This window comes from Curtobacterium sp. MCBD17_040 (genome assembly GCF_003234805.2).
In the GTDB taxonomy this organism is placed as follows: Bacteria; Actinomycetota; Actinomycetes; order Actinomycetales; family Microbacteriaceae; genus Curtobacterium.
Genome location: NZ_CP126273.1, coordinates 247,098 through 273,686, shown reverse-complemented (window position 1 = coordinate 273,686; position 26,589 = coordinate 247,098). Strand labels below are relative to the sequence as shown.

At 69.5% G+C, this 26,589-nt stretch carries 20 protein-coding genes; 5 read left to right on the top strand and 15 right to left on the bottom strand.

Going from position 1 to position 26,589, the window contains the following annotated elements; translation table 11 throughout:
- Positions 1-18 precede the first annotated feature (18 nt).
- The 9 genes from DEI94_RS01290 to DEI94_RS01250 all read right to left on the bottom strand — a co-directional run bounded on the left by DEI94_RS01290 (position 19) and on the right by DEI94_RS01250 (position 11,360).
- Complete coding sequence (locus DEI94_RS01290) at positions 19-858, bottom strand: prepilin peptidase (protein WP_111027370.1); 840 nt, start codon at positions 856-858, stop codon at positions 19-21.
- Entirely contained in the window at positions 855-2,714 is a 1,860-nt protein-coding gene (locus tag DEI94_RS01285) for a hypothetical protein (protein ID WP_111009872.1), read from the bottom strand. Before DEI94_RS01285 ends, DEI94_RS01290 begins: the two co-directional genes overlap by 4 nt.
- Entirely contained in the window at positions 2,711-3,403 is a 693-nt protein-coding gene (locus DEI94_RS01280) for a PilW family protein (protein ID WP_181435340.1), read from the bottom strand. Before DEI94_RS01280 ends, DEI94_RS01285 begins: the two co-directional genes overlap by 4 nt.
- Complete coding sequence (locus tag DEI94_RS01275; protein ID WP_111027364.1) at positions 3,400-4,812, bottom strand: prepilin-type N-terminal cleavage/methylation domain-containing protein; 1,413 nt, start codon at positions 4,810-4,812, stop codon at positions 3,400-3,402. The genes DEI94_RS01280 and DEI94_RS01275 overlap by 4 nt, the downstream gene beginning before the upstream one ends.
- Before the next feature lie 95 nt (positions 4,813-4,907).
- Positions 4,908-5,408 (bottom strand): type II secretion system protein, encoded by a 501-nt coding sequence (locus DEI94_RS01270; protein WP_284183582.1) that lies wholly within the window; start codon positions 5,406-5,408, stop codon positions 4,908-4,910.
- Between the two features lie 192 nt (positions 5,409-5,600).
- Entirely contained in the window at positions 5,601-6,824 is a 1,224-nt protein-coding gene (locus tag DEI94_RS01265) for a type II secretion system F family protein (RefSeq protein ID WP_111009876.1), read from the bottom strand.
- Positions 6,824-8,443: a PilT/PilU family type 4a pilus ATPase gene (locus DEI94_RS01260; protein ID WP_111012117.1), complete on the bottom strand. Its 1,620-nt coding sequence runs from the start codon at positions 8,441-8,443 to the stop codon at positions 6,824-6,826. The genes DEI94_RS01265 and DEI94_RS01260 overlap by 1 nt, the downstream gene beginning before the upstream one ends.
- 28 nt (positions 8,444-8,471) lie before the next feature.
- Entirely contained in the window at positions 8,472-10,142 is a 1,671-nt protein-coding gene (locus DEI94_RS01255) for a GspE/PulE family protein (RefSeq protein WP_111009878.1), read from the bottom strand.
- A 189-nt stretch (positions 10,143-10,331) separates the two neighbouring features.
- Positions 10,332-11,360 carry a GNAT family N-acetyltransferase gene (locus tag DEI94_RS01250; protein ID WP_111027365.1) on the bottom strand — a complete coding sequence of 343 codons (1,029 nt, stop codon included), beginning with the start codon at positions 11,358-11,360 and terminating at the stop codon, positions 10,332-10,334.
- A 79-nt stretch (positions 11,361-11,439) separates the two neighbouring features.
- On the opposite strand from DEI94_RS01250, the gene DEI94_RS01245 reads away from it, so the two are divergent.
- A complete protein-coding gene (locus DEI94_RS01245; RefSeq protein ID WP_111009880.1) occupies positions 11,440-11,847 on the top strand; it encodes a VOC family protein in 408 nt (135 codons plus the stop codon).
- A 210-nt stretch (positions 11,848-12,057) separates the two neighbouring features.
- Here the strand turns inward: DEI94_RS01245 and rpoC are convergent, their stop codons facing one another.
- The 6 genes from rpoC to DEI94_RS01215 form a co-directional block, all read right to left on the bottom strand.
- The gene (rpoC, locus tag DEI94_RS01240) at positions 12,058-15,939 is read right to left on the bottom strand and encodes a DNA-directed RNA polymerase subunit beta' (protein ID WP_111009881.1); all 3,882 of its coding nucleotides are present in this window, start codon (positions 15,937-15,939) and stop codon (positions 12,058-12,060) included.
- Positions 15,940-15,980: 41 nt separating this feature from the next.
- Entirely contained in the window at positions 15,981-19,472 is a 3,492-nt protein-coding gene (gene rpoB / locus DEI94_RS01235) for a DNA-directed RNA polymerase subunit beta (RefSeq protein ID WP_111009882.1), read from the bottom strand.
- 391 nt (positions 19,473-19,863) lie between these two features.
- Positions 19,864-20,835 carry an aldo/keto reductase gene (locus tag DEI94_RS01230; protein WP_111027367.1) on the bottom strand — a complete coding sequence of 324 codons (972 nt, stop codon included), beginning with the start codon at positions 20,833-20,835 and terminating at the stop codon, positions 19,864-19,866.
- Between the two features lie 88 nt (positions 20,836-20,923).
- The gene (locus DEI94_RS01225; protein ID WP_111120531.1) at positions 20,924-21,673 is read right to left on the bottom strand and encodes a response regulator transcription factor; all 750 of its coding nucleotides are present in this window, start codon (positions 21,671-21,673) and stop codon (positions 20,924-20,926) included.
- Complete coding sequence (locus DEI94_RS01220) at positions 21,670-22,962, bottom strand: histidine kinase (protein ID WP_111027520.1); 1,293 nt, start codon at positions 22,960-22,962, stop codon at positions 21,670-21,672. The genes DEI94_RS01225 and DEI94_RS01220 overlap by 4 nt, the downstream gene beginning before the upstream one ends.
- Before the next feature lie 7 nt (positions 22,963-22,969).
- A complete protein-coding gene (locus tag DEI94_RS01215; RefSeq protein WP_111011256.1) occupies positions 22,970-23,470 on the bottom strand; it encodes a hypothetical protein in 501 nt (166 codons plus the stop codon).
- A 153-nt stretch (positions 23,471-23,623) separates the two neighbouring features.
- Between DEI94_RS01215 and DEI94_RS01210 the strand changes: the two genes are divergently transcribed.
- From DEI94_RS01210 to DEI94_RS01195, 4 genes are all read left to right on the top strand, one after another.
- The gene (locus DEI94_RS01210; RefSeq protein WP_111027519.1) at positions 23,624-24,463 is read left to right on the top strand and encodes a spermidine synthase; all 840 of its coding nucleotides are present in this window, start codon (positions 23,624-23,626) and stop codon (positions 24,461-24,463) included.
- Positions 24,464-24,556: 93 nt separating this feature from the next.
- A complete protein-coding gene (locus tag DEI94_RS01205) occupies positions 24,557-25,324 on the top strand; it encodes a DUF4383 domain-containing protein (RefSeq protein ID WP_181441876.1) in 768 nt (255 codons plus the stop codon).
- A 64-nt stretch (positions 25,325-25,388) separates the two neighbouring features.
- Positions 25,389-26,087, top strand: coding sequence for a tetratricopeptide repeat protein (locus DEI94_RS01200; RefSeq protein ID WP_111011253.1), 699 nt, complete (start codon positions 25,389-25,391; stop codon positions 26,085-26,087).
- On the top strand, positions 26,084-26,551 hold the full coding sequence (locus DEI94_RS01195; RefSeq protein ID WP_111011252.1) for a SprT-like domain-containing protein: 468 nt from the start codon (positions 26,084-26,086) through the stop codon (positions 26,549-26,551). The genes DEI94_RS01200 and DEI94_RS01195 overlap by 4 nt, the downstream gene beginning before the upstream one ends.
- The last annotated feature ends 38 nt before the right edge of the window (positions 26,552-26,589 follow it).

The window sequence follows — 26,589 nt, the reverse complement described above, 5'->3', positions numbered from 1 at the left end:
CTCCGTAGGGGGCGGCGCTCAGGCCAGACCGATGAGGTGCAGGTAGGCGTGCGACGCGGGCGCGCCGACGAGGACGCCGATCCAGGCTCCGGTGAGCATGGACGGGCCGAAGGGGATCCCTCCGCGCCACTTCGCTCGGCGCGCGGCGACGAGGACGAGCGCGAAGATACCCCCGACGAGGAAGGCGCCGAAAGCACCCACTGCGAGGGGTCCCCATCCGAGGTACGCGAGCGCGAGGCCCAGGATCCCGGCGAGTTTGACGTCGCCGAGCCCCATGCCGCCGGGCACCGCGATGGCGAGCACGAGGTACAGGACCCCGAGCGCAGCGGCACCGATGACGCCCCGCACGAACGCTGCCCAGTCGCCCGACAGTGCCGATGCACCGGCCAGGAGCACCGCGAGCACGACGGACGACGGGTAGGTGATGGCGTTCGGCAACGTGTGCGTGTCGACGTCGATCAGAGCCAGGGCCACGCTGATCGCCATGAGGTAGAGGAACGCCAGCAGCAGGACGACGTGCGCGGCGAGCACCCGGTCCCCCGCGGTGGTCGCCGGCCAGAACCGGAGCGCCACCACGACGAACAGGAGGCCCGTGGCGAGCTCGACGAGTGGGTACCGCGACGAGATGGGCGCGCCGCAGTCGCGACACCTGCCGCGCAACACGAGCCACGAGAGCACCGGGACGTTGTCGTACCCGCGGATCGGATGGTTGCACCGCGGGCACGCGCTCGGCGGCGACACGATCGACACGTGCGCCGGCACCCGGTACACGACGACGTTGAGGAACGAGCCGATGAGCAGCCCGAACACCCCGCCGAGGGTCGCGACGAGCGGGCCGAGGTCGAGCGCGGTCGTCATCGGCACTTCCCCCCGGTCGTCGCGCACGAGCCGTCCGGGTTGTAGGCCGGCTGGACCTCGACCTGCGTCGTGACGCCGTAGGACGTCGACACGGGCTGCAGGAACTTCGGCGGCGCGGTCGTGAGCAGCCGGTTGTCGTAGATGTAGTTCTTCGTGAAGCCGGTGCTCACCTTGCCGTTGCCGCTGTTCGAGGTCGCGACCGTGCCGCGGTACTTCTGGGCGATCGAGCCCTTCACCGTCAGGGTGCCGAGCGCGCTCCCCTGGTCGTAGTTCTGCACGTAGAACGTGCCGTTGTTGCTGGCGATGGCCGCGTCGATCGTCAGGTTGGCGCCAGCGGATCGGACGAGCTGGACGTTGCGGCACGTGACGTAGTTGCCGTAGCCCTGGTAGTAGACCGACTGGTAGTTCCAGCACGTCATCGGGTTGTAGACCTCGACCGCGTTCTGCCCGACCAGGCCGAGGATGTCGTCGTTCGGGTCGGTGTAGGTGATGTCACCGGTCACCCAGACCGTGCCCGCCGATGCGATCGTCATGTGCCCCGAGAACCTGCCGCTGACGAAGACGTCGCCGGCGGTGCAGCTGTAGACGGACGACGCCGTCCCGGGTGTCGAGTCGGTGCCGATCCACTCGTTCGACGTCGGGTAGCCGACCCCGTTACTGAACGTCTGGTTGTCGCTGTAGCTGACCGAGTTGCCACTGACGGTCACCTTGGTCGTGCAGTACGTGTTGGTGTAGCGCTGCGGGTACGACGAGCCCCAGTAGTTCGGGTCGGACTTCGTGGTGGGCACGCCCTGCACGTACATGAGGTTCGTCGGGAGCGTCGGGATCGTCGCACCGCTCGCGCTCTGGAGCGCGGCGCTGCTGCCACACAGTGCATCCGCTGCTGCCGCGTCCGAGGAGTGGCTCGTCGCGGTCACCTGCGTGAACCGCGTCCACGGGGACCAGATCGTCATGGTGCCGCCGCTGTTGAACTGCACCTTCGTCGGTCCGGTGTACAGGCACCCGGGGCGCGGGACGGTCGTCGGCAGGTCCGTGCGGGCCTCCTGGGCCATGTTCGTGTTGAGCGACGGCAGGCCGAGGTAGGCGGCGGCGCTCGGCTGGCCGCCGTTGTACTTGGGCGTCGTCGTGCAACCGCTCGGCGCGAGGACCTTGCCGCTGTGGTCCTCGACGGAGGAGTTGAACGTCGACCCGCAGGCGGTGAAGTCGTCGTCGGAGCGGATGGCACCGTTGAGCACGTCGCCACTGGCGAACTGCACGGGGTCGCAGGTCCTGCTCCTCGCCTGCCACTGGTAGTCGTTCGTGCAGTTGTCGCCCGTGATGTCGTTGTCCGCCGACTCGTACTGGGTGAAGTACAGGTAGTTGATGAAGCCGTCGCCGCGGAGGTCGGCCACGAGCGACCGGGTCTTCGTCCCGCTCTTGCCCGTCACCCGGACGCGGAGGAAGCCCTGTGACGCGTACTTCGAGTTGTCGACCTCGTACCGGAAGAACTCGTCGGTCGTTCCGACCACCGGAGCCCACGTCGAACCGCTGCTCGTGAACGCGACGTTGCCGTTGTCGCCCTGGAACACCGAGCCGCTGTCCTTGCTGAACTGCGCGTCCTTGTTGCCGTACGTCGCGTAGCCGTTGTCGTTCGAGATCTTCGCCTGGTAGTCGGCGAGCCCCGCGTACGCTGCCGCCGCCGCGTTCTGGTAGTTGCGGTCGTTCCCGGACTTGAGCGACCCAGCTGTCGAGAGCGCGACCATCGCGGCGACGATCATCGTGACGATCATGCCGAAGATGATGACGTTTGCGAGGACGAACCCCTGCTCGTCACCGCGGTCGACGCTCCGCATCACGCGGACGATGCGGTTCATCATGGCGCCGGACTCGCAGTGCTCGTGCTGTACCCGACGTTGAACAGGTACAGGGTGTTCTGGATGTGGGTGTTCGAGGCGGTGCCGGCCTTGGTGGAGCCGAGCTCGAGGTTCACCTGGATCGCACGGACCGCGCTGGGGTTCGCCATCGGACTCGCGATCTTCGCACCGCTCGCGTCGAGGTACGTGAAGAGGTCCGTGCCGTCGCTCGTCGGCGACGCGACGGGACCCCCCAGCGTCACCGTCCGTGCGGCCGCGCCGGTGGTCGTGAAGCTGTAGTAGCCCTTGGTATCGGCCGAGCCGTCCCACTGCTTCTCGACCAGGTTGCCCGTCGCGGTGTCGATCTTGAACTCGACGTACTCCGGCTGGTCCACCGTGCCGTTCGTCAGGTTGACGTACGAGTAGAAGGCGAGGTCTGTTGCCGTTGCGGTGGTGATCGCGTTCGCGTACGTGCCGTCCGGCTTCGGCAGGACCGTCGCGGCGTGGATGTACTGGGTCAGCGCGTTCATGACGTTGGACGCCTGCCGCGTGTTCGTCTCGGCCGTGCTGCCCGTCTTGCTCGCGTGCAGCGATGCGGCGAAGAAGCCGCCGACCGCGGTGAGGACGATCATCGAGACGGACATGGCGACGATGAGCTCGATCAGGGTGATGCCGCGCTGACCGCGGTGGAGCTGCCGGATGTCGCCGATCACTTCGTCTGTCCTCGCGGGTCGACGAGCACGGTGTTGCCGGTGACCGAACCGGGCGTGACGTTCTTGATGTTCGCGCCAGCGACGGTGCCGGTCACAGCACCGGACGCTCCCGATGTCGTGGAGATCGACCAGGTCCCGAAGGGCAACGCGAGCGTTGCGGTCGAACTCGTGGTCTTCGGGAAGTTCAGCGTCATGCCGGCCGAGCACCCGGGATCGTCGGCGGTGGTTCTCGACGCCGTCGTCGCCCTGAGGTACGAGCCGCTCGCGACCGACACCTGGATGACGCCGAGTGCCACGTTCTGCGGAGGCGACACAGTCTGCCCTGGGCTGACGCTGACGACCGGCACCGGCACACTGGTCCCGACGGCGCCTGCCGAGGTCGGGGTCGTCCACTTCGTCGGGTTGGTGTCGATGCAGCTGCTCGCACCCGAGCTGCTGTTGAACGTCCCCCCGTACATCTGGTAGCCGTCGGAGAACGGGAAGACGTTCATCGACACCTTCGTCGAGGACGTCACGGTCGCGCTGGTCGACCACGGGGTCATCGTGTCGAGGCCGCCGGAGTTGCTCGACAGGGTCGTCGTCATGTTCGTCGCCATGGTCGCGCTGTAGGTCTGCGCGTAGTTGACGGGGATCGTCGCGGCTTGGTCGTACGAGATCGGTTGATACGCACTCGCGCCTGCGATGACGGGGATGGTCCAGGTGGACGTCGCAGCCTGGTTGGAATCGATCCCCCCGGTCGTGCTCGCGGTCAGCGTGTACGTGCCCGGCTGCACGTCCGTTGCGTACCAGCAGCCCGCCGCGTCGGTCGTGGTGGGGGCGGTGGTGATCGCCGCGCCGGTTCCCCCGCTCACGGGCGCCGCCGACACGCTGACGCCCGCGTTCGCCGCGCCAGCAGCGTCCCTGACGGAGACGATGATCGTTCCATCACCGGGATCGGTGACAGCGTCGGACGGCGCGATGGCCGAGGTCACGGTCGTCGACAGCTTGCCGGGCCCGTGCGGGTTGTTCCAGCTGACCGTCTCGGCGACGCTCTTGTACGCCAACGTGCCGTTGCTCGATCCGCAGGCTCCGGCGGCACCGTCACTCTGGACCCAGTTGGCGGTGCGCGTGACGGTGTACGTGACACCGCCGATGCTCTTGGTGGTGGAGGCGCTCAGGACGCTGAAGATGCCGTTCGTCGTCGCCGCGGCGGTCTGTCGCATCGTGTCGATGTCCTGCGACGCGAGCGACACAGCCATGTCCCGACCGCGGCTCGCCTGCGTGGTCTGCAGGGAGCTCGTGATGCCGTAGGCGAGGCCCACGCTGATGATCGCGAAGACCATCATCGCGACCATGACCTCGATGACGGTGAAGCCCTCCTCGCGGCCGGTCAGCGCGCGGTCGAGGGCGCGGCGCATGTGTCGCAGCATTGCCTCGTCCTTCCGGGAAGAGCTGATGCGGTGGGGCGGGAGAGCAAGTCGAGCCCGTGCGGACGAGCAGTCCGCACGGGCTCGATCGGCACTGCTTACGGGCAGGCGGTGATGGCGCCGCTGGCCTTGGTCACACCCTTCGAGTCAGTTGCGTAGAAGTAGGTGCTGTTGACGCTCTGGCCGATGATGCAGAACGAGCTACCGCTCGACGACACGAGCTTCAACGAGGTGGTGTTCGAGGACCCGGTGACACCCGCGCTCGACCAGCTCTGCGTGGTGGTGGCGGTGCTTCCGCTGGGAGCAGCGGGAGGGGTGCTCGACACGGCACCACTCGTCACGAGCGTGGCCGGAGCAGGGGCGACGCCCATGTCGGTCTGAATGCTCACGACCGCCGTCTTCGCGTTCGACACGTCGGACTGCGTGGCACTGTCCTGCGCGTTCTTCTGCACGCCGAGGTACACCGGAATCGCGATCGCGGCGAGGATGCCGATGATGATCACGACGACGAGGAGCTCGATCAGGGTGAAGCCCTTCTCGTTCTCCTCGAGCAGGTTCTGCCGGCGAGCGTTGAGCTTGCCCATGAGGCGGAAGTACATGAGATTTCCATTCTTTCGGGAATGTGAGGGGAGAATTGGATCCGGCGTGTGCTCGCCGCCGGAGACCAGCGTATTCAGGGCACTCGCTCGGGAGAATCCCGAGAACGGGGGTGATCGGGCAAGCGAAATGCCCCCAGAAACGGGGGCAGTTCGCGGGCGAACCACCCCCGCACGGGGGCATTCCGGTCAGATTCAGTGGATGAGCGTGGTGATCTGGAAGATCGGCAGGTACAGCGCGACGATCATCCCGCCGACCACGACGCCGAGGAACGCGATGAGCAGCGGCTCGATCAAGGAGGTCAGGGCTTCGGTGGTCGACTCGACCTCGGCGTCGTAGAACACCGCGATCTTCTCGAGCATGACCTCCATGGAACCGGCGTCCTCGCCGACCGCGACCATTTGACTCACCATTTGCGGAAAGACACTCTCCCGCGCCAGTGGAGCGGCGATCGATTCACCTTTCCGAACGGATTCGGCGACGCGGTCCAGGGCCCTCTCCACCACGAAGTTGTTCGACACTTCGCCGACGATCTTCAACGCTTGCAGGATGGGCACGCCGGCGCCGATCATGTTCGCGAAATTGCGGGCGAACCGGGCGATCACGATCTTGGTGCTCAATTGCCCGAACACCGGCAACTTGAGCCGGATCGGGTCGAGGAACCCACGCACCCGGTCGGTGTTCTTGTTGGCGCGGTACCAGAGCCATCCGACGATGATCAGCACCGCCAGGACCGGACCGAGCCAGACCATGGCATGCGATGCGTACACGAGCATCATCGTCGGCAACGGGAGCTTGCCGCCGAGACTCGCGAACATGTTCTGGAAGATCGGCACGATGAAGATGAGCATGATCACGACGCTGGCCAGCGACATGATCAGCACGACGGTCGGGTAGGTCATCGCGGACTTGATCGTCGAGCGGAGCTTGTGCTCCTTCTCGAAGTTCATCGCGATCGAGTCCATCGCCTGGTCGAGGAACCCGCCGGTCTCACCCGCGCGGATCATGTTGATCATGATCGGCGGGAACTCGACGGGGTACTTCGACACGGCGTCCGAGAACGAGACGCCCTGCTCGACCTCGTCGCGGACCTTGCCGAGGATCTCCTTGAGCTTCTTCGACTCGGTCTGGTCGGCCAGGATCGTCAGTGCGCGGAGCAGCGACAGGCCGGATGAGAGCATGGTGGATGCTTGACGCGCCATGATGGCGAGGTCCTTGAGCCCGACGCCCTTCTGGAACCCCGGGATCTTGATCTCGGCCTGGAGGCCCGTGCCCGGCTTGGCCTCGTCGAGCGCGATCGGCGAGATGCCCATGGTGCGGAGCCTCGCGACGGCGGCACCCTCACTCGCGGCGTCGAGCTTGCCCTTGACGAGCTTGCCTGCGGTGTCACGCCCGCGGTAGTCGAACGCCAGGGTCATCAGTAGCCTCCCGAGTACTTGTCGCCGAAGTCGATCTCGCTCGCGGCGATGGCGGCGGCGGACGAGTCGGACGGCGACTCGACGCGCTGGACGAGGCGACCGAAGCCCTCTTCGTCGTGCACCTTCTCGAGCGCGGCCCGGCGCGTGATGGTGCCCACGTTGACGAGTTCGGCGAGGTCCTGGTCCATCGTGTGCATGCCGGCGTCACCGCCGGCCTGCATGGCCGAGACGATCTGGTACGTCTTGCCCTCACGCACGAGGTTCGCGATGGCGGGCGTGGTCACCATGACCTCGGTCGCCACGACGCGGCCCGAGCCGTTCGCCTTGGGCACGAGGGTCTGGCAGACGACACCCTGCAGGGTCGCGGCGAGCTGGGTCCGGATCTGCCCCTGCTGGTGCGGCGGGAAGACGTCGATGACACGGTCGATGGTGCCGGGCGCACTCTGCGTGTGCAGGGTTGCGAACACCAGGTGGCCGGTCTCGGCTGCGGTGAGCGCGACCGAGATGGTCTCGAGGTCGCGGAGCTCGCCGATGAGGATGACGTCCGGGTCCTGGCGGAGCACGTGCTTGAGCGCCTGCGCGAACGAGCGGGTGTCGGCCCCGACCTCGCGCTGGTTGATGATCGCCTTCTTGTGCTCGTGCATGAACTCGATCGGGTCCTCGACCGTCACGATGTGGTCGGCGCGGGTCTCGTTGACGAGGTCGATGAGCGCGGCGAGGGTCGTCGACTTGCCGGACCCCGTGGGGCCGGTGACGAGCACGAGCCCACGGGGCAACTTGGCGAACTCGCCGATGTGCTCCGGGATGCCCAGCTGCTTGAGGCTCTTGATCCTGGTGGGGATGATGCGGAAGGCCGCGCCCCAGTTCCCGCGCTGCTGGTAGAAGTTCACGCGGAACCGCGACTCGGTCGACAGCGAGTACGCGAAGTCGAGTTCCTGCTCCGACTCGAACTGCCGTAGCTGCTCCGGGCTGAGCAGTGTCGTGAGCGCGTTGATGACCTTGTCGCGCGACCACGGGCCTCCCGGCACGGCGGGACGGAGCGAACCGTCGACGCGCACGGTCGGTGCCGCGTCCGCGGTGACGTGGAGGTCCGACGCGCCCTGGTACACGACCTGCGACAGGGCGACGACGAGGTCCGGGTCGGCGACCTCACGCGCGTGTCGCGTGTACTCGATGACGACCGCGTCGTCGTCGGTGGGGACCGCCGCGGCGACGTGCGCGGCGGGCGCCGGCACGAACGCAGGGGTCGGGAGGACCGTGGTCGGCGGGGCGGGTTGTACCGGCACCTGGGCGGTCGCGACCTCGGACGGAGCGGCGTACGCGACGGAGGAGGCGACGGGGTACTGCGGTGCCGGCGGTGTCGCCGGGACGCTGCCGTCGGGCGAGGCGTACACCGGCTCCGAGTACGGGGACGACACCGAAGCCGTGTTCGCCGCGGCCCACGCAGCATCGTCCGACAGGTCGAATACACGCCCGGTGCCCGCGACGACCGGCTGCTGGCCGGTCTCCGCGAGCCGCGCCGCGCGCCGTCCACCGACGACGTTGCCCGCGGAGCCGGGGTGCCATCCGGCGACGGGCTCGTCCGAGCCGGCACCGAGGTCGTAGACCGAATCACTCATGCGATGACCTGTTCGTTCGTTCTCTGGGCTACGCGACGACGCGCAGGATCTCCTCGACGCTGGTGAGGCCGAGCTTGACCTTCTCCCAGCCGTCCTGGCGGAGCGTGAGCATGCCCTGGGCCTGGGCGACCCGGCTGATCTCGACGCTCGAGCTGCGGGAGACGGCGAGGCGCTCGATCTCCTCGGAGACCGTCATGACCTCGTGCAGGGCGATGCGGCCGCGGTACCCGGTGTTCGAGCACACGGCGCAGCCGACCGGTGCGTACACGGTCGGCAGGGGCTGCGCCACGTCGTCGATGAAGCGGAGGTCCTGGAGTCGCTCCATGGTGTGGTTCGCCGGTGCCTTGCAGCGGTCGCAGAGCTTGCGGGCGAGGCGCTGCGCGACGACGCAGTCGAGGGCAGAGCCGACGAGGAACGGCTCGATGCCCATCTCGGTGAGGCGGGTGACCGCGCTCGGGGCGTCGTTCGTGTGGAGGGTCGAGAGCACGAGGTGACCGGTGAGCGACGCCTCGATGGCGATCTGGGCCGTCTCGTGGTCGCGGATCTCACCGAGCAGGACCACGTCGGGGTCGGACCGGAGGATGCTCCGCAGCGCCGAGGCGAAGGTCAGGCCCGCCTTCGGGTTGACCTGCACCTGGTTGACGCCCGGCATCCGGTACTCCACCGGGTCCTCGACGGTGATGACGTTGATCTCGGGCTTCGCGACGGCGTTCAACGTCGTGTACAGCGTGGTCGACTTGCCGGAACCCGTCGGGCCCGTGACGAGGATCATGCCGTACGGCTTGGAGTAGGAGCGCTTGTACGCCTCGGCGTTGCGCTCGAGCAGGTTGAGGTCGCGCAGGGACATCGACGTGTTCGAGTTGTCGAGGATCCGCATGACGACCTTCTCGCCCCACACGGTGGGGAGCGTCGCGACGCGGAGGTCGATCTGCCGGCCGCCGTGCCGCACGGACATGCGGCCGTCCTGCGGCTTCCGTCGCTCGGCGATGTCGATGTCGCTCATGATCTTGAGCCGGCTGATGACACCGTTCTGGATGTTCTTCGGCGCCGGCGTCATCTCGTGCAGCACGCCGTCGATGCGGTAGCGGACCCGGACGTCGTGCTCGCCGGGCTCGATGTGGATGTCGGACGCGTGGTCCTGGATCGCCTGCGACACGAGCAGGTTCACGAACCGGACGATCGGGACGTCGTCGAGGCCACCGTCGCCGATGTCGACCTGCTCGTCGTGGTGCACACCAGCTTCCTCCTCGAGCGAGGAGGTCAGGTCGTTGAGTTCGTCGTCCGCACGGAGGTACCGGTCGAGTGCGGCGACCATGTCGCGCTCGTCCACCTGCAGCGGCTTGATGACCCGACCGGACGCGGCACGGGCGTCGTCGAGGGCGAGCACGTTCGCGGGGTTCACCATCGCGAGGACGAGGGCCTCGCCCTCGAACCCGACGCCGAGGATCCCGTGCCGACGACACAGGGCGGCCGGGAGCATGGACACCGCGGTGCCGTCGACGGGGTAGTCGGTGAGCGGCACGGACTTCGAGTTGTTCGACGCCGCACGCGCCGTGACGAACTGGGCCTCGCTCACGACGCCCTGGTCGACGAGGGACCGGATCGCCCGCTCGTCCACCTGCTCGTCGCCGGTGAGGGTGTCGAGGTGCTCGATCGGCAGCGCGCCGTTGAGGATGAGGATCTCCGAGAGGGTCGCCATGGCGCTCCTCACCTCCTTGTTCTCGCACGATCAGGGGACGCGGCACGGCAGGGATGACCGAGACCTCGTCGATGCGGCCGGAACGCGATGCGGATCGGACCCGGGACGCCGCGTTCTCGGACGTTGACCCACGCTAATTCGTGCGCATGATCCGGGCGCAGTCCCAGAAAGAGGGGGGACCGCGCTGGATCAGAACAGCGCTGCGTGGCTGACGGTCGTGCGCGCCCGTACGAACCCCATCCGCTCGTAGAGGCCGAGCGCCCCGGAGGGGTTCTCCGCGTCGACGTCGAGCACGACGTGGTCGAGGCCGGCCCGCTGGGCTGCCCGCATGGTCGCGCCGAGCACGAGCGGGGCGAGTCCCCGCCCTCGGTGGTCGCGCACGACCCCCACGTAGTCGACGTAGGCGTGCGATCCACCCCGGGCCGCGAAGGCGTCGGGATCGACCTCGGTGACCGAGAACGCGACCACGACTCCCGACCCGTCGACGACGACGTACGAGAGGTCGAAGCGGAAGGTGTCCTCGTGGAACCGGCGCGCCCAGTCCTCGGCCGGGGTCGACTGCGATCCCCAGTGGTCGCGGAAGGCGTCGTTCCGGGCGATGCGGATCGCCTCGACGTCGGACTCGACGGACGGCCGGAGCACGAACCCGTCCGGGACGACGCGCTCGGGGATCGGATCGGCGAGGTCACGTTCGAGCTCGAGCCAGTACCGGAGCGGCACGAGACCGGCGCGTGCGGCGAGGCGCAGCGGTCCCGAGCCCTCGGCCGCGGCGAGTTCGAGCATGCCCGGCACCGTGAGCTCCGAGGCCGCGAGGAGCTGCCGACCGCGACCGAGTTGCCAGGCGAGGACGCGTCGGCCGATCCCCTGCCCGCGGACGTCGGGGTGCACGGCGCCGAGGAGCAGGACGCGGAGCATGGTCTCGCGTCCGGGGACCGCGAGGTCGAGCGCTGCAGCCATGACATGCCCACCAGCATCGACGCCGACGAGGCCGTCCCGCTGCGGATCGACGCCACTTGTGGAGAACCAGTGGGCGATCTCGCCTCGGGAGGGCCGCCACGTCGGGGCGTCGACCGCGGCAGCGGCGACGATGAGCTGGTGCACGGCCTCGAGGTCACGCTGCTCGAGCGGCCGGAACGACAGTCCGGCGATCGACGTGGGCAGCGACAGGGCCGCCGGAGCGGTCACCCGCTCGGCGAGGGACGTGGTGCTCGTGCTCATGCCGCCAGTCTCCCAGGAACCGTCCGTCCGGCGCGGCGGGGATCTCGACGGGCGCAGCGCCGGTGTCGCAAGATGGACCATGGACATCACGAGCGTGACCGTCGGGCTCCCCGTCACCGACATCGAGGCGTCGTGCCTCTGGTACGGCGCGGTGTTCGAGCGCGCCGAGCCCGACCTCGAGCCCGCCGACGGCGTCGCCGAGTACGAGGTCAGCGGCATCTGGATCCAGCTGTACGAGGACGAGCACGCCGAGGAGCAGTGCGTGGCCGTCCGGTTCGGCGTCGATGACGTCGCCGCCCAGCACGCGCGGATCGGCGCCCTCGGCATCGACGTCGGCCCGATCGCCCGGGTCCCCGGCGCCGTCGAGTACTTCGACTTCCGCGATCCCGACGGCAACGTGTTGAGCCTCTACTCGCTCATCGACGAGACGGGTCGTGACGAGTCCGGGCGCGACAGCGACGCCGGTCGCGCGCCCGGCAAGGGCTGACGACGGTCGGGAGGAACGGGGCGGCCCCGCGCCGCGCCTCCCGACCGCGGCCGGCCACAGAGCACCGGCGAGATCGCAGTGGTTGTCGCTCCGACCCCGGTCGGAACGGCGACGACTGCGATCTCCCGAAGGGACCGGAGGAACGGGGGGGGGCAACGCGGAAGGGCCCCGCACCGATGATCGGTGCGGGGCCCTTCGTGGTCACCTGACTCAGTTGTAGGTACCCGGCGTGAAGTCGTCCGACGAGAAGCTGTCGAAGTCGACGAAGCTCAGGTCGGCGTCCGAGAACGAGGAGTCGTCGGCGAAGATGCGGTTGGGGTACCGCTCCGCCTTGGCTTCCTCGGTGGCCTGGACGTCCACGTTCCGGTACCGGCTGAGGCCCGTCCCCGCGGGGATGAGCTTGCCGATGATGACGTTCTCCTTGAGACCGACGAGCTGGTCCTGCTTGCCCTCCATGGCCGCCTGCGTCAGGACGCGGGTGGTCTCCTGGAAGGACGCGGCGGACAGCCACGACTCGGTCGCGAGGGACGCCTTGGTGATGCCCATGACCTCCTGGCGGGCGGAAGCGGTCTTCTTGCCCTCCTGGAGCGCCGCACGGTTGATCTCGTTGTACCGCGAACGGTCGACGAGCTCACCCGGGAGCAGCTCGGTGTCGGCGTGGTCGACGACCGTCACCTTGCGGAGCATCTGGCGGACGATGACCTCGATGTGCTTGTCGTGGATCGGCACACCCTGCGAGCGGTACACGTCCTGCACGCCGCCCACCAGGTGCTTCTGCACCTCGCGGACACCCTTGACCCGGAGGACCTCCTTCGGGTCGACCGTGCCGGCGATGAACTGCTCGCCGAGCTCGACGTGCTGGCCGTCCTCGACGAGGAGGGTCGCACGCTTGAGCACCGGGTAGACGAACGGCTCGTCACCGTTGTCCGGCGTCAGGATGACCCGACGCTGCTTGTCCGTGTCCTCGATCGTCACGCGACCGGCGGCCTCCGCGATGGGCGACGCACCCTTCGGGGTGCGGGCCTCGAAGAGCTCCGTCACGCGGGGCAGACCCTGCGTGATGTCGTCCGCCGACGCCGAACCACCCGTGTGGAACGTGCGCATCGTGAGCTGCGTGCCGGGCTCGCCGATCGACTGGGCCGCGATGATGCCGACGGCCTCGCCGATGTCCACCAGGTTGCCCGTGGCGAGCGAGCGGCCGTAGCACTTCGCGCAGACGCCGACCGCCGACTCGCACGTCAGGACCGAGCGCACCTTGATGCTCTCGACACCCGCCGCGACGAGCTTGTCGATGAGGACGTCACCGACGTCCTCACCGGCCTCGGCGAGGACCGTGCCCTGCTCGTCCGTGACCGCGGTCGCGAGCGTGCGGGAGTACACGGTGTTCTCGACCGTGGCGTCGCGGTGCATCGTGCCGTCCGCGTCCTTGGTCGCGATCGGCAGCTCGAGCCCACGCGTCGTCCCGCAGTCGTCCTCACGGATGATGACGTCCTGCGACACGTCGACGAGACGACGGGTGAGGTACCCGGAGTCCGCCGTGCGGAGCGCGGTGTCGGCGAGGCCCTTGCGGGCACCGTGCGTGGCGATGAAGTACTCCGCCACGGTCAGCCCCTCGCGGTAGGAGTTGATGATCGGGCGGGCGATGATCTCGCCCTTCGGGTTGTTCACCAGACCACGCATACCGGCGATGTTCCGGACCTGGAGCCAGTTACCACGAGCACCCGAGGACACCATGCGGTTGATGGTGTTGTCCTTCGGGAAGTTGTCGCGCATCTCCTGCGCGATCTCGTTCGTGGCTTCGGTCCAGATCTTGATCAGGTCCGCGCGACGCTCGGCGTCGGTGATCAGACCCTTGTCGAACTCGCCCTGGACCTTCGCCGCCTGCGTCTCGTAGCCGGCGATGATCTCCTTCTTGCGGGGCGGGGTCACGACGTCCGACAGCGCCACCGTGACGCCCGAGCGGGTGCCCCAGTAGAAGCCGGCGTCCTTGATCCGGTCGAGCGCCGCAGCGACCTCGACCTTGGGGTACCGCTCCGCGAGGTCGTTCACGATCGACGACAGGGTGCCCTTGTCCGCGACCTTCTGGACGAACGGGTAGTCCGCCGGGAGGGTCTCGTTGAAGAGCGCGCGACCGAGGGTCGTCTCGAGGATGAACGGCTGACCGGCCTCGAAGCCCTCGGGGGCCTCGCCCTCGGCGAAGTGGAGGTCCGACATGCGGATCTTCACGAGCGCGTTCAGGTGGAGCGACCCCTGGTCCTTCGCGAGGATCGCCTCGGCGACGGAGGAGAACGCGCGGCCCTCGCCCACGGCACCCTCGGTGACGGTCGTCAGGTGGTGCAGACCGATGATCATGTCCTGCGCGGGCAGGGTCACCGGGCGGCCGTCCGACGGCTTGAGGATGTTGTTCGAGGCGAGCATCAGGATGCGGGCCTCGGCCTGGGCCTCGACCGACAGCGGCAGGTGCACGGCCATCTGGTCACCGTCGAAGTCCGCGTTGAACGCGGCACACACGAGCGGGTGGAGCTGGATCGCCTTGCCCTCGACGAGCTGCGGCTCGAAGGCCTGGATGCCGAGGCGGTGCAGCGTGGGCGCGCGGTTGAGCAGCACGGGGCGCTCGCGGATGATCTCCTCGAGGACGTCCCACACCTGCGCGCGCGACCGCTCGACCATGCGCTTGGCGGCCTTGATGTTCTGTGCGTGCGACAGGTCGATCAGGCGCTTGATGACGAACGGCTTGAACAGCTCGAGCGCCATCTGCTTCGGGAGACCGCACTGGTGGAGCTTGAGCTGCGGGCCCACGATGATGACCGAACGACCGGAGTAGTCGACGCGCTTGCCGAGCAGGTTCTGGCGGAAGCGACCCTGCTTGCCCTTGAGCATGTCGCTCAGGGACTTGAGGGCGCGGTTGCCGGTACCCGTGACCGGACGACCACGGCGACCGTTGTCGAACAGCGCGTCCACGGCCTCCTGCAGCATGCGCTTCTCGTTGTTCACGATGATCTCGGGGGCACCGAGGTCGAGCAGGCGGCGGAGACGGTTGTTGCGGTTGATCACACGACGGTAGAGGTCGTTGAGGTCACTCGTGGCGAAGCGGCCACCGTCGAGCTGCACCATCGGGCGCAGCTCCGGCGGGATCACCGGCACGACGTCGAGGACCATCGCCGCCGGCGAGTTGCCGGTGATGAGGAAGGAGTTCACGACGCGGAGACGCTTGATCGCGCGGATCTTCTTCTGGCCCTTGCCCTCGGCGATCTGCAGGTGCAGCGCCTCGGCCTCGGCGTTCAGGTCGAAGCCCTCGAGCCGGAGCTTGATCGCCTCGGCGCCCATGTAGGCGTCGAAGTAGATCCCGTACCGGTCCTGGAGCTCGTGGAACACGGCGTCCTCGGGCTTGAGGTCGCCGACCTTGAGGTTGCGGAAGTCCTCCCACACCCGCTCGAGGCGCGTGATGTCCTCGTCGAAGGACTTGCGGACCTGCGACATCTCCTTCTCGGCGCCGTCCTTGGTGCGACGCTTCTGGTCGCTCTTGGCGCCCTCTTCCTCGAGCGCCGCGAGGTCGTCCTCGAGCTTCTTGAGGCGGTCGGCGATGATCGAGTCGCGCTGGTTCTCGAGGTTCTTGATCTCGAGGCGCATCTCGTTCTCGAGGCCGGGCATGTCGGCGTGACGGCCCTCCTCGTCGATGTCGATGATCATGTACGCCGCGAAGTAGATGACCTTCTCGAGGTCCTTCGGCGCCATGTCGAGCAGGTACCCGAGGCGCGACGGGACGCCCTTGAAGTACCAGATGTGCGTGACGGGCGCGGCGAGCTCGATGTGGCCCATGCGGTCACGGCGGACCGAGGACTTGGTGACCTCGACACCGCAGCGCTCGCAGACGATGCCCTTGAACCGGACGCGCTTGTACTTGCCGCAGGCGCACTCCCAGTCGCGGGAGGGACCGAAGATCTGCTCGCCGAACAGACCGTCCTTCTCGGGCTTGAGGGTGCGGTAGTTGATGGTCTCCGGCTTCTTGACCTCGCCGTACGACCACTGACGGATGTCGTCGGCCGTGGCGAGGCCGATCCGCAGTGCGTCAAAGGAAGTTGCTTCGAGCAATGTTCTTCTCTCTTGCTGGATCTGACGTGTGTCGGGCGGGATCAGATGTCGTCGATCGTGGACGACTCGAACCGCGAGGAGATGTTGATGCCGAGCTCTTCAGCGGCGCGGAAGACCTCGTCGTCCGTGTCGCGGAGGCTGACCGCGGTGCCGTCGGCCGAGAGGACCTCGACGTTCAGGCAGAGCGACTGCATCTCCTTCATGAGGACCTTGAAGCTCTCCGGGATGCCGGGCTCCTGGATGTTCTCGCCCTTGACGATCGCCTCGTACACCTTGACGCGGCCGAGGATGTCGTCGGACTTGATCGTGAGGAGCTCCTGGAGGGCGTACGCGGCGCCGTAGGCCTCGAGGGCCCAGACCTCCATCTCGCCGAAGCGCTGACCACCGAACTGCGCCTTCCCACCCAGCGGCTGCTGCGTGATCATCGAGTACGGACCGGTCGAGCGGGCGTGGATCTTGTCGTCCACCAGGTGGTGCAGCTTCAGGATGTACATGTAGCCGACCGAGACGGGCTCCGGGAACGGCTCGCCGGAGCGACCGTCGAAGAGCTGCGCCTTGCCCGAGGAGCCGATCAGCCGCTCGCCGTCGCGGTTCGGGAGGGTCGAGTCGAGGAGTCCCTCGATCTCGCGCTCCGCCGCGCCGTCGAACACCGGGGTCGCGACCTTCGTGCCCGGAGCCGCGGTGCGCGCGGCCTCCGGCAGGTTCTCGGCCCACTCCTGGATGCCCTCGACGTTCCAGCCCTGCTTGGCGAGCCACCCGAGGTGGATCTCGAGGACCTGGCCGAAGTTCATGCGGCCGGGGACACCGAGCGGGTTCAGGACGATGTCGACCGGCGTGCCGTCGGCGAGGAACGGCATGTCCTCGACCGGGAGGATGGTCGAGATGACGCCCTTGTTCCCGTGGCGGCCGGCGAGCTTGTCACCCGCGGTGATCTTGCGCTTCTGGGCGATGTAGACGACCACGCGCTGGTTGACGCCCGAGCCGAGCTCGTCGTCACCGTCCTGCGCGTCGAACACCTTGACGCCGATGATCGTGCCCTCTTCACCGTGCGGCACCTTGAGCGAGGTGTCACGGACCTCGCGCGACTTCTCGTTGAAGATCGCGCGGAGCAGGCGCTCCTCGGCGCTGAGCTCGGTCTCGCCCTTCGGCGTGACCTTGCCGACCAGGATGTCGCCGGGGCGGACCTCGGCACCGATGCGGATGATGCCGCGCTCGTCGAGGTCGGCCAGGAGGTCCGGGCTGACGTTCGGCAGGTCGCGGGTGATCTCCTCCTTGCCCAGCTTGGTGTCGCGGGCGTCGACCTCGTACTCCTCGATGTGGATCGAGGAGAGGACGTCGTCCTTGACGAGGTTCTGCGACAGGATCATCGCGTCCTCGTAGTTGTAGCCCTCCCACGGCATGAACGCGACGAGGAGGTTCTTGCCGAGCGCGAGCTCGCCGTTCTCCGTCGCGGGGCCGTCGGCGATGACCTCGCCGGCCTCGATGCGCTCACCGGCGTTGACGATCACGCGGTGGTTGTAGCTCGTGCCCTGGTTCGAGCGGTCGAACTTGCGCAGGTAGTAGGTCTGCGTCCCGCCCTCGTCGAGCTGGACGGTGACCGCGTCGGCCGAGACCTCGGACACGACACCAGCGGCGTCGGCGGTGACGACGTCACCGGCGTCGATCGCGGTGTAGCCCTCCATGCCGGTGCCGACGAGCGGCGACTCGGAGCGGAGGAGCGGCACGGCCTGGCGCTGCATGTTCGCACCCATGAGGGCGCGGTTCGCGTCGTCGTGCTCGAGGAACGGGATGAGCGAGGTCGCGACCGACACCATCTGGCGCGGCGAGACGTCCATGTAGTCGACCTCGGCCTTGTCGACGAGCTCGACCTCGCCGCCCTTCTTGCGGACGAGCACCTTGTCGTCGACGAAGTTGAAGTCGCTCGTCAGCGGGGCGTTCGCCTGGGCGACGACGTAGTCGTCCTCTTCCGAGGCGGTGAGGTAGTCGATGTTCGTCGTGACCTGACCGTTGACCACTCGGCGGTACGGCGTCTCGATGAACCCGAAGGAGTTGATCCGGGCGAACGAGGCGAGCGAACCGATGAGGCCGATGTTCGGGCCTTCCGGGGTCTCGATCGGGCACATGCGGCCGTAGTGCGACGGGTGGACGTCACGGACCTCGACGCCGGCACGCTCACGCGACAGACCACCCGGACCGAGGGCCGACAGACGACGCTTGTGCGTCAGGCCCGCGAGCGGGTTGTTCTGGTCCATGAACTGCGACAGCTGGCTGGTCCCGAAGAACTCCTTGATCGCGGCCACGACGGGGCGGACGTTGATCAGGGTCTGCGGCGTGATCGCCTCGATGTCCTGCGTGGTCATGCGCTCGCGGACGACGCGCTCCATGCGGGACAGACCGGTGCGGACCTGGTTCTGGATGAGCTCGCCGACGGCGCGGATGCGACGGTTGCCGAAGTGGTCGATGTCGTCGACGTCGAGGCGGAGCTGGACCGGCTCGCCGTCGCGGACGCCGTTCAGCGTCTTCTGCTCGGCGTGGAGCGCGACGAGGTACTTGATGGTCGCGACGATGTCGGCGACGGTCAGGACCGAGTCGGACAGCGGCGCGTCGATGCCGAGCTTGCGGTTGATCTTGTAGCGACCCACCTTGGCGAGGTCGTAGCGCTTCGGGTTGAAGTAGAAGTTGTCGAGGAGCGCACGCGCGGCCTCGGCAGCGACCTGCTCGCCCGGACGGAGCTTGCGGTAGATGTCCTTGAGCGCCTCCTCCTTGGTGAGGATGGCGTCCTTCTCGAGGGTGGCCTCGATCGACGCGAAGCCCTTGAACTCGTCGAGGATCTCCTCGCTCGTCAGGCCGAGCGCCTTGAGGAAGACCGTGACGGACTGCTTGCGCTTGCGGTCGATGCGGACACCGACCTGGTCGCGCTTGTCGATCTCGAACTCGAGCCAGGCACCGCGCGACGGGATGACGCGAGCGGAGTAGATGTCCTTGTCGGACGTCTTCTCCTGGGCGCGCTCGAAGTACACACCGGGCGAACGGACGAGCTGCGAGACGACGACGCGCTCGGTGCCGTTGATGATGAACGTGCCGCGCTCGGTCATGAGCGGGAAGTCGCCCATGAACACGGTCTGCGTCTTGATCTCACCGGTCATGTGGTTCATGAACTCGGCGTTGACGTACAGCGGCGCGGCGTAGGTCTTGCCGCGCTCCTTGCACTCGTCGATCGAGTACTTGGGGTCCTCGAGCTCGGGGGCCGTGAACGAGAGCTGCATGGTCTCGCCCAGGTCCTCGATCGGGGAGATCTCCTCGAAGATCTCCTCGAGCCCGGAGTGGAGCGCGAGGTCCGTGCGACCCTGCTCCTGCCCCTCGGCGAGGCGGGCCTTCCAGGTGTCGTTGCCGACGAGCCAGTCGAAGCTCTCGGTCTGGAGGGCGAGGAGATCGGGGACGGTGAGCGTGTCCTTGATCTTGGCGAACGAGAGCCGCTGGTGAGCGCGGCCGTTCTTGGGTGAGTTGGTGGATGCGTTGGGCGCAGCAGCCAAGGGGGTAACCTCCGGATGGCCCCGTCGGGCCGATACTGACGGGCAGTATGTAGGTGGATGGACTGATCGCTCGGCGACCCCGGGTGGGCACCCCGCACCGTGTCGGACCTGGGTCCGATGAGTCGGTGTGGGATGATCAGGCGAGCTGCTCCGTCACCCCCGCCGCCATATACGGGGTAGAGCCGGAGCGCTGCACCAGGGGCCTTGGTCGACCGCAATATGACGACACCGATGCCAGGGAGCGCGAACCTCTATCATAGGTCGCCGGTTTCGGTGCTGTCCAGTCCGTAGTTGACCGGAATCCGCACCGGAGTGTATAAGCGGGCAGCGCCTCCCGGCATTCCCACTGCCAGGAGGCGCTGCCCGCGTCCGTCCGTCGGGGCGCGCGTCCTCAGATGTTGAGGCCCGACATGTCCGGGTAGCGGTCGCCCGCGGCCGGCTCGAGCCGGTCGAGCGCGGCCATCTGCTCGGGCGTCAGCACGAGGTCGTCGGCCGCGAGGTTCTCCTCGAGCCGCTCGATGCGCTTCGTCCCGGGGATGGGCGCCATGTCGTCGCCCTTGGCGAGCACCCACGCGAGCGCGATCTGCGCCGGGGTCGCGTCGACCTCGCGGGCGATGCGCTCGACCTCGTCGACGATCGCCAGGTTCTGCTGGAGCGCCTCGCCCTGGAACCGCGGGTTGTTCCGACGGAAGTCGTCGGCGTCGAGCTTCGAGGGGTCACGGAGCGCGCCGGTGAGGAACCCGCGGCCGAGCGGCGAGTACGGCACGAAGCCGATGCCGAGTTCGCGGAGGACGGGGATGACGGCCTCCTCCGGGTCCCGCGTCCACAGCGAGTACTCCGACTGCACGGCGGTGACCGGGTGCACGACGTGCGCGGCTCGGATCCGCTCGGGCGCCGCCTCGGACAGGCCGTAGTGCAGGATCTTGCCCTGCTCGATGAGCTCCGCGAACGCGCCGACCGTGTCCTCGATCGGGGTGTCCGGGTCCATGCGGTGCTGGTAGTAGAGGTCGATGTGGTCCGTGCCGAGGCGCTGCAGCGAGCCCTCGACGGCGATGCGGATGTTCTCGGGGCTGCCGTCCGTGCCGCGCTGGCCGTCGCCGCGGTGCCGGATGTTGCCGCCCTTCGTGGCGATGACGACCTCGTCGCGGTGCTCGCGGAGGGCCGCGCCGACGAGTTCCTCGTTCGTGTAGGGGCCGTAGATCTCGGCGGTGTCGAAGAACGTGACGCCGAGTTCGACGGCGCGGTGGATCGTGGCGGTCGACGCGGCGTCGTCGGCGGCGGCACCGGAGTAGAAGGCGCTCATGCCCATGCAGCCGAGACCGAGTCGGCCGACGTCGAGGATTCCGAGGGTGACGTGACGCATGCGGGTGCTCCTGTCGGGTCGGGGTGGGGACGAGCGGAGGCTACGCTCCGCACCGGGGGCGGCTCGGGTGGGAGGGGCCGGAGGGGTGTCAGGAGCGCGGGGACAGGACGACCGCGACCGCCTCGGCCCGGGTGCGGACGCCGAGCTTGGCGAACACCTGGTTCACGTACGACTTCACGGTCGGGACCGTCAGGAACAGCGCGCTGGCGATCTCCGGGTTCGTGCGACCCGCCGCGATCGCCGCGAGCACGTCCGCCTCGCGCGGGGTGAGCGTCGGCCAGCGGGTGCGGAGCGCCCCGGGTGTCGCCGGGTCCGCCGCTCGCGAGGGCGCTGCCAGGGGGTGCGTGCCCGGATCCGCGGCGCCGGTCACCGGCTGCGCCGCCGGTGCCGGGAGGCCCGTCGTCGGCTCGGTCGCGTCCGGCAGGTTCGCCACGAGGAGCGCCGCCACCGACGCGTCCAGGGTCGTCTGCCCACTCGCCACGGCTCGGACCGCCGCCGCGAGTTCGGCCCGACCCGCGTCCTTCGTCAGGTACCCGCGGGCCCCGGCACGGAGCGCGGTGACGATCGAGGCGTCGTCCGCGAAGGTCGTGAGCACGAGGACGCGGACCCCGGGGTGCTCGCGCTGAATCGCAGCGGTCGCCGTCGCGCCGTCCACCCCGGGCATCCGGAGGTCCATGAGGACGACGTCGGGGCGTTCCGTCGCCACGAGCGCGAGTGCCGCGGCGCCGTCGGCGGCCTCGCCGACGACCTCGACGTCGGGCAGGAGCGACAGGACCGTCACGAGCCCGTCGCGGACGATCGCCTGGTCGTCGGCGACGAGGACGCGGATCGGGGTCACGAGCGCGGGCCGCCGTCCACGTGGGGCACGTGCATCGACACGACGAACTCCCCCGCCGTGCGATCGGCGCGGACGACCGAGCCGTCGCCGAGCTCCGCGAACCGCTCCCGCATGCCGACCAGGCCGTGGCCGCCGCTGGCGAGCGGGTTCGTGACGACCACGTCGACGGCATCGGAACCGTGGACGACGGAGAGCTCCACGGTGGCTCCCGGCGCATGCCTGCGGGCGTTGCTCAGGGCCTCCCGGGCCGCGGCGACGACGACCGCGCGGTGCGCGTCGTCGAGGTCCCGCAGCGAGAGGTCGCCCTCGGTGAGCACGGCGCCGCCGAACGAGCGGTGCGCGGCCACGAGGGGCACGAGCCCGCCGCCCGATGCGCCAGGGTCGGGCACGGCGGCACCGGCGTCGACAGGGCCGGACGTGGCGGCGCCGGACACGTCGCTGCCGGACATGGCGGTGCGGGTCGCGACGGCGCCGGACGCGGCGGGGAGGGACGGTGCGGCTCCGTCCCTCCCCTCCGGATCGTGGAGCGCCGCGACCGCACGCCGGGCCTCCACCAGGCTGTCCGCGGCGAGACGGCGGGCATCGGCGGCCTTGGCGGTGCCCTCGGCCGTCCGCCCGGCCTCGAGGAGGGCCTCGACCGCGTCGAGCTGGAGGACGAGTCCGCCGAGTCCGTGCGCGAGGACGTCGTGGACGTCGCGGGCGACCCGAGCCCGGTCGGCGAGCAACGCGGACCGCTGCTGCTCGGCCTCGGCCTCGGCGACGCGGTGTGCGAGCGCTTCCTCCCGGCGCCTGGCGAGCCGGGCCTGCCGCCGGCTGACCCCGATGAGGACCGCCACCGCGAGGCCCGCGAGCACGCCGAGCAGGACCAGTGCCGGGACGCCCTCGACGGCCGCCACGACCGCGACGATGACGGCCGCGACCGCGGCGAGCGACGGTCCGAGCCACACCGGCAGCGCGAGGTCCGCTCCGAGGACGACGAGCGCGACCATGATCGGTGCGACGAGGGCGGCCGAGGACGCCATGACGCCCGGTGCGGCGAGGAGGACCATCACGACCGCGGCGACGGCCGGGCCGGCACGTCCGGGCAGGAACAGCCGAACGGCCCACGCGAGCAGGGCGACCCCGGTGGCGACCACGACGAGCACGGGCACGTCCGCGCCGGCGAAGGACCGGGCCGTCGACCACGCGACGACGACCACGCCGACGAGGTTGAGTGCGGAGCCGACTCCGTTGCGGTCCGTCAGCAGGGCGTCGGTCGAACCGGTGCCGGGGCGGCCCACGCTGTTCACCGCTCCATCATGCCCGGACGAGGGGTCCGCGCGGGATCCGGCGGTCGATGACGAACGCGCGGGCGGCCCGGTTCGCCGCGATGCCGAGCAGGACCACCCCGGTCGAGGTGAGCAGGACGGCGCCGAGCTGCGACCCGAGGACGTCGATCCCGACGCGGACCAGGACGAGGACGAGCCAGAGCGCCGCGCCGGTCCAGCCGCTCCGCGCCTCCAGGGACGACGGCCGCCCGGGGCCACCTGCGTCCACGGTCCGGAACCGCGTCATCGTGCCCATCACCGCACCGACGGCGGCCGACAGCACGAGCTCGACCACGAGGAGCGCGACGTCCACCGTGCCGACGCGGGTCACGCCGCTGTGCGTGAGCGAGAGCACGCCGACGCCGGCCAGGACGACCGGCATCCGCCAGACCCGGGTCGGGTCGACGCGGCGCCAGGTGGTCTGGCGGTACATGAGGAACGCGACGAGCGCGAGTCCGAGCGCGATGTTCCCGATGGCCTGCAGCGTCATGACGACGGTCTCCTCCCGGTGGTCGGGACGCTCCCGTGACCACCGGGATCCAGCCTCGTCATCGGGTCGCGGACGCCCCACCACCCCCGGGTGGGGACCGGGGTGCAGGCGGGTGGTGATCGTGCTCGTCGGGGCAAGGCGGAGGATGGGGGCATGGAGGACGCAATCCGCATCGGTGCCGGCATCGCCGTGATCGAGCCAGACCGGCACCGCCCGGGGTCGTACACGCTCATCGTCGACGGCACCCCGCAGTCGCACGTCGACCTCGAGGACCCCACCCACCTGGCCTTCGAGTACGTGCGGCGGATCGGCCACGCGATCGACCTGCTGCCGTCGGGGCCGATCACCGCGCTGCACCTCGGCGCCGGGGCGCTGACGCTGCCACGGTACGTCGCGGCCACCCGCCCGGGGTCCCGCCAGCAGGTGATCGAACTCGAGCGGGACCTCGTCGACCTGGTGCGCAAGGAGCTGCCCCTGCCTCGCGACGCGTCCATCCGGGTCCGGTACGGCGACGCCCGCGCCGTGCTCGAACGGCTGCCCGCGGGTCTCGCCGGGACGGTCGACCTCGCCGTGGTCGACGTCTTCAGCGGCTCGACGACGCCGGCCCACGTGACGAGCATCGAGTTCCACCGGGAGCTCGCCGCGCTCCTGTCGCCCACCGGGATCATCGCGGTGAACGCGGCGGACGGTGCCGGCCTGGCGTTCGTGCGCGGGCAGCTCGCGACGCTGCAGGCCGTGCTGCCCTCCGTGGCGGCCGTGGCGGACACGGGGATGCTCAAGGGGCGGCGGTTCGGGAACGTGGTGCTCCTCGCCTCGCCGACCGAACTGCCGTTCGCCGACATGCCCCGACGGTTCGCGTCCGACCCGCTCCCGAGCAAGGTCGTGCACGGCGCCGAACTCACCGCGCTCATCGCCGGTGCGGCCGTCGTGTCGGACGACACCGCGACCGGGTCCCCGGAGCCGAACCGGTCCGTGTTCACGAGCGGGCGCTGAGTCCCCTGCCGCTGGGCCGCCGGTCCTGCCAGGATGAGCGCAGTGCCGCCGGGACCCCGGCGTCGCACCGACCCGGACGAGTGGGGAACCGCCATGAGCAACGACGACCGCGACGCACCCCGGTGGGGGGAGCGCCTGCCGCAGCCCGACGCCGACCGACACGGTGAGGCCCCGCGGGACGGGCAGCCGCGGTACGGCGAGCAGCCGGACGGGCAGCCCCGGTACGGCGAGCGGCAGGACCCGGCACCGCAGGACGGCCAGCCCCGGTACGGCCAGCAGCACGACGGGCAGCAGTACGGCCAACAGCCCGACGGCCAGCAGTACGGCCAGCCCCAGTACGGCCAGCCCCAGTACGGCCAGCCGCACCAGGGCGACACCCAGCACGGCGCTCCGCAGTGGCAGCCGTACGCGCAGCACCCCTACGGGCAGCCGTCCGGCGGCAGCGCGGCGTGGGCGAGCGCCGGCGGCGCGCGACCGTCCCGTCGACTCGGCGTGATCGCGCTCATCGCCGGCATCGTGACGCTCGCGCTCGGGATCGTCGGCGGGATCGTCTTCGGCCAGGGCCTGGTGCACATCCCCGGCCTCGCCGACCAGATCCGCAGCGGTGGCGGCGTGGTCGACCAGTCGGAGCTCCAGGCGAAGATCCGCCAGGACCCGTCCGTGCTCGCGGGGATCGCGACCGGCGGTCTCCTCGCCCTCGTGGGCACGGCCTTCGGGATCTGGGCCCTCGTGCAGGGCATCATCGCGATCGCCAAGGACCGCGGCCGCGTGTTCGGGATCATCGCGGTGGTCGTCGCCGTGCTCGGGCCGATCGCCTTCGGCGCGGTCTACACGGCCGTCGTCGCCGCAGCGACCCGCTGACGGTCGCCGCCGAGCGGGCGCAGTGCACCCCGCACGCAGGTCGACGGGGCTACCCTCGTTCCTGATGTGCCCCCTCCCGACCGACCCGACCGGCCCGACCGGCCCCCGGGACCCGCGCGCGGACCGACGCCCCCGGGACACCGACCCGGTGGACCTGCGGCCGCGGACCGCCGGAGTCAGCCCCGGGAGCACGTTCGCGCCCATCAGCCTCCGTCCCGCCGTGGACGTCGCCCTCGTGCAGGAGCGACTGCAGCGCCTCGGCCAGAACCGCAGCACGGCAGCGCTCGCCGAGCGGGCCGAACTGCTCCGGCTGCTCGGTCGGCTCGACGAGGCCCTCACCGTGGCCGAGGAGGGGTTCCGCCTCGCTCTCTTCACGGGTGACCGCGCCGACGGAGTGTCCGCCCGCATCCGACGCGCGCACGTGCTGCACGACCTCGGCCGGTTCGAGCGCGCGGTGACCGAGGCCTCGACCGCCCGGGGCACCGCCGCGATCGAGGAGTGGTACGAGCTCGAGGGTGCCGCCGCCGAGCTCGAGGGCTGGTCGCTGTACGAACTGAACCGCTACGAGGAGGCCCGCGCCGCACTCAACCGCGCCCACGACGCCTTCCGTGCCGCGGGGGCATCACCGGAGCGGACGAGCGCGCTCAAGGCCGCGGTGGAGGAAGCGATGCGTGCCCACCTGCAGAACCCCTCGTCCTCGCGACGCTCGGATCCAGCCGACGCCGTGCGTGCCGCCGCGGCGAGGAGGGACCTGCCCCGGTGAGCGACCTGGACCGCGTCCGGCAGATCGCCGCCGCGGTCATGGACGCCCACCTGGAACCCGGGAGCTGGTCGTTCGACCTCGACAACGCGAAGACCCGCGCCGGGCAGTGCGACTTCGGCCGCCGCCGCATCACCGTCAGCCGGTACATCGCCCTGCGCTCGACCGACGACGAGGTCCGGCAGGTGCTCCTGCACGAGGTCGCCCACGCGCTCGCGGGTGCCCGCGCCGGCCACGGTCCGGCATGGCGACGGGCAGCGGGGGCCATCGGGTACGTCGGCTCGCGCTTGCACGACGGGCCCATCGCGAGCGAACTCGCGCCGTGGGTCGGGACGTGCCCGGCCGGCCACGAGCACTTCCGGTACCGCACCCCGAACCGCCCGATGGCGTGCGCGCGGTGCTCGCGGCGATACGACCCCCGGCACGGGATCACCTGGCAGCGCCGCACACCCGAGCGCGCAGCCTGATCTGAACCGGCTGCGACGTAACCGACTAGCGTGGTGTC